Annotated in this window: 2 rRNA genes (1 of these 2 running past the window's edge); both read right to left on the bottom strand. The window is 57.2% G+C overall.

What is annotated here, in order from left to right:
- Positions 1 to 638 (bottom strand): 23S ribosomal RNA (locus tag ACFWVP_RS34730) (it extends 1,943 nt beyond the left edge of the window).
- 300 nt (positions 639 to 938) lie between these two features.
- Positions 939 to 2,464 (bottom strand): 16S ribosomal RNA (locus ACFWVP_RS34725).
- Together the 16S and 23S rRNA genes form the textbook arrangement of a ribosomal RNA operon.
- Positions 2,465 to 2,780: the final 316 nt, after the last annotated feature.

The raw sequence follows: 2,780 nt of genomic DNA, 5'->3' as shown, positions 1-2,780 counted from the left end.
ACATACAGCGACGCTCCCACGGCTTGTAGGCACACGGTTTCAGGTACTATTTCACTCCGCTCCCGCGGTACTTTTCACCATTCCCTCACGGTACTATCCGCTATCGGTCACCAGGGAATATTTAGGCTTAGCGGGTGGTCCCGCCAGATTCACACGGGATTTCTCGGGCCCCGTGCTACTTGGGTGTCTCTCAAACGAGCCGTTGATGTTTCAGCTACGGGGGTCTTACCCTCTACGCCGGACCTTTCGCATGTCCTTCGCCTACACCAACGGTTTCTGACTCGTCTCACAGTCGGCAGACCATGAAAGAGAGATCCCACAACCCCGTATGCGCAACCCCTGCCGGGTATCACACACATACGGTTTGGCCTCATCCAGTTTCGCTCGCCACTACTCCCGGAATCACGGTTGTTTTCTCTTCCTGCGGGTACTGAGATGTTTCACTTCCCCGCGTTCCCTCCACACTGCCTATGTGTTCAGCAGCGGGTGACAGCCCATGACGACTGCCGGGTTTCCCCATTCGGAAACCCCCGGATCAAAGCTTGGTTGACAGCTCCCCGGGGACTATCGTGGCCTCCCACGTCCTTCATCGGTTCCTGGTGCCAAGGCATCCACCGTGCGCCCTTAAAAACTTGGCCACAGATGCTCGCGTCCACTGTGCAGTTCTCAAACAACGACCAGCCACCCATCACCCCGTTCCTGAGAACGAGTGCACTGGGGCCGGCAACCGAAGATCCAGACTAAAAAGCCCGTACCTTCAGATACCCAACAGCGTGCCCGACCCGACCGATCCCCTTCATTTTCCACGCCGAAGCAGTACTCACGAAAACAACCTGTCGTGCCGAATAGTCAACGTTCCACCCATGAGCAACCACCGTCGAACATTTGCCGACGTAATGGTCTCTGGATTTCCCGAAGGAAACCTAGATGCTCCTTAGAAAGGAGGTGATCCAGCCGCACCTTCCGGTACGGCTACCTTGTTACGACTTCGTCCCAATCGCCAGTCCCACCTTCGACAGCTCCCTCCCACAAGGGGTTGGGCCACCGGCTTCGGGTGTTACCGACTTTCGTGACGTGACGGGCGGTGTGTACAAGGCCCGGGAACGTATTCACCGCAGCAATGCTGATCTGCGATTACTAGCAACTCCGACTTCATGGGGTCGAGTTGCAGACCCCAATCCGAACTGAGACCGGCTTTTTGAGATTCGCTCCGCCTCGCGGCATCGCAGCTCATTGTACCGGCCATTGTAGCACGTGTGCAGCCCAAGACATAAGGGGCATGATGACTTGACGTCGTCCCCACCTTCCTCCGAGTTGACCCCGGCAGTCTCCTGTGAGTCCCCATCACCCCGAAGGGCATGCTGGCAACACAGAACAAGGGTTGCGCTCGTTGCGGGACTTAACCCAACATCTCACGACACGAGCTGACGACAGCCATGCACCACCTGTATACCGACCACAAGGGGGGCACCATCTCTGATGCTTTCCGGTATATGTCAAGCCTTGGTAAGGTTCTTCGCGTTGCGTCGAATTAAGCCACATGCTCCGCTGCTTGTGCGGGCCCCCGTCAATTCCTTTGAGTTTTAGCCTTGCGGCCGTACTCCCCAGGCGGGGAACTTAATGCGTTAGCTGCGGCACCGACGACGTGGAATGTCGCCAACACCTAGTTCCCAACGTTTACGGCGTGGACTACCAGGGTATCTAATCCTGTTCGCTCCCCACGCTTTCGCTCCTCAGCGTCAGTAATGGCCCAGAGATCCGCCTTCGCCACCGGTGTTCCTCCTGATATCTGCGCATTTCACCGCTACACCAGGAATTCCGATCTCCCCTACCACACTCTAGCTAGCCCGTATCGAATGCAGACTCGGGGTTAAGCCCCGAGCTTTCACATCCGACGTGACAAGCCGCCTACGAGCTCTTTACGCCCAATAATTCCGGACAACGCTTGCGCCCTACGTATTACCGCGGCTGCTGGCACGTAGTTAGCCGGCGCTTCTTCTGCAGGTACCGTCACTTTCGCTTCTTCCCTGCTGAAAGAGGTTTACAACCCGAAGGCCGTCATCCCTCACGCGGCGTCGCTGCATCAGGCTTTCGCCCATTGTGCAATATTCCCCACTGCTGCCTCCCGTAGGAGTCTGGGCCGTGTCTCAGTCCCAGTGTGGCCGGTCGCCCTCTCAGGCCGGCTACCCGTCGTCGCCTTGGTAGGCCATTACCCCACCAACAAGCTGATAGGCCGCGGGCTCATCCTTCACCGCCGGAGCTTTTAACCCCATCCCATGAGGGACAAAGTATTATCCGGTATTAGACCCCGTTTCCAGGGCTTGTCCCAGAGTGAAGGGCAGATTGCCCACGTGTTACTCACCCGTTCGCCACTAATCCACCCCGAAAGGCTTCATCGTTCGACTTGCATGTGTTAAGCACGCCGCCAGCGTTCGTCCTGAGCCAGGATCAAACTCTCCGTGAATGTTTTCCCGTAATCGGGATCACAACACGAGAGCGGAACGACCAGGTCGGAATAAGACCGGTCGTTCACAGCGTCCTCGCTGTTGTTGCCTACCGGACCCGAAGGACCAGCAGGACTTTTCAAAGGAACCACCAACCTGCCGAAGCAGGCCGGGGTATCAACATATTTGGCGTTGACTTTTGGCACGCTGTTGAGTTCTCAAGGAACGGACGCTTCCTTCGGTCCCGTTTCACCGGGGCCCTCCGGGCGCTTCCCTTCGTTCTTGCGTTTCCGACTCTATCAGACTCTTTCGTGTCCGATTCCCGGTCGAAGCGGG

Source organism: Streptomyces sp. NPDC058637 (genome assembly GCF_042717325.1).
Taxonomy (GTDB): Bacteria; Actinomycetota; Actinomycetes; order Streptomycetales; family Streptomycetaceae; genus Streptomyces.
Note: the sequence above shows the minus strand (reverse complement) of the source record. Positions and strands in the feature narration are given on the sequence as shown.